Source organism: Burkholderia sp. E168m23 (assembly GCF_016586125.1).
In the GTDB taxonomy this organism is placed as follows: Bacteria; Pseudomonadota; Gammaproteobacteria; order Burkholderiales; family Burkholderiaceae; genus Burkholderia; species Burkholderia orbicola.
This window is the reverse complement of sequence record NZ_BCPP01001401.1, coordinates 1-1,242: the sequence shown is the minus strand read 5'-3', so window position 1 is coordinate 1,242 and position 1,242 is coordinate 1. Positions and strand designations below refer to the sequence as shown.

Genomic DNA, 1,242 nt, shown 5'->3' with positions numbered 1-1,242 from the left:
GCCCGTCGAATAGTATTTGCGGCCCGTCACGCGGTAGTGGTCGCCGTCGCGGCGCAGCACGGTCGTGTTCTCGCCCGGGCGCGACGTGCCGCGCTCGGTCGACGCGCCGCCGAAGATCGCGCCGGCGAGCACGCGCTCGAGCTGCACGTCGTTGAACGCGGTGCGCGGCGACAGCCGCAGCGTCTCGGTCTGGTCGTAGTGGATGCGCAGCGCGTGCGCGAGATTCGAATCGGCGGCCGCCAGCGTCGCGATCGTGTCGAACAGGTCGACCAGCGTGCCGCCGAGGCCGCCGCGCTCGACCGGAATCCGCAGCGCGCCCAGCGCCGAGCGCCGGAAGAGCGCGAAGCCTTCGAACGGCAGTTCGCGACGCGCCTCGCGTGGTGCGGCATCCTCGCCGATCAAAGTCGCGAGGTCGGGCAGCGCGGCAAGCGCGTCGCGCAATGCGTCGCGCGGATCGACGGCATCACGGGCAGTCATTCGGCAGGTCCTTGTTGGGGGAGATCGGGGGGCGAAGCAACGCGCGACACGGCGTCCGTTACACGCATCCGCCGAGTATAAGGACGCCCCCGCCGCGCGTGAAAAACCGATTTCAGCTTACGTTATACAAGCGCCGGGATTGATCGCGGACCGCCCCGTCAGTGCTGAATGCCCCAGCGACGCACGGTCGCGCGTTCGAGCGTATCGAACACCAGATTCTCGACCAGCAGCCCGATCACGATGACCGCCGCGAGGCCCGCGAACACGCGGTCGGTATACAGCTCGTTGCGGTTCTGGAAGATGTACCAGCCGAGGCCGCCCTGCCCCGCGCTCGCGCCGAACACGAGCTCGGCCGCGATCAGCGTGCGCCACGCGAAGGCCCAGCCCACGCGCAGGCCCGACAGGATCGACGGCAGCGCGGCCGGCACGAGGATCAGCGCGATCTGGCGCAGGCCCGTGAGCCCGTAGTTGCGCCCGGCCATTTTCAGCGTGGCGGGCACGCCGACGAAGCCGGTATAGATGCTGAGCGCGAGCGGCCACAGCACCGCATGCACGAGCACGAACAGCAGGCTGCCGGTGCCGAGCCCGAACCACAACAGCGCGATCGGCAGCAATGCGATCGACGGCAGCGGATTGAACATCGACGTGAGCATCGTCAGCAGGTCGCGGCCGATGCGCGTGGATACCGCCAGCGACGTCAGCGCGAACGCCAGCAGCACGCCCAGCGCATAGCCGCGCAGCAGCACCGACATCGAGATGCCGGTC

1 protein-coding gene and 1 pseudogene are annotated in these 1,242 nt (G+C 69.2%); both read right to left on the bottom strand.

Annotation, left to right across the window (positions count from 1 at the left end; genetic code table 11):
• Positions 1 to 477: pseudogene (locus tag JMF90_RS37650) on the bottom strand (acyl-CoA dehydrogenase); the annotation flags it as partial.
• Between the two features lie 158 nt (positions 478 to 635).
• Positions 636 to 1,242, bottom strand: a 607-nt coding sequence (locus JMF90_RS37645; RefSeq protein ID WP_201326400.1) for an ABC transporter permease, incomplete at its 5' end; no start/stop codon positions are given.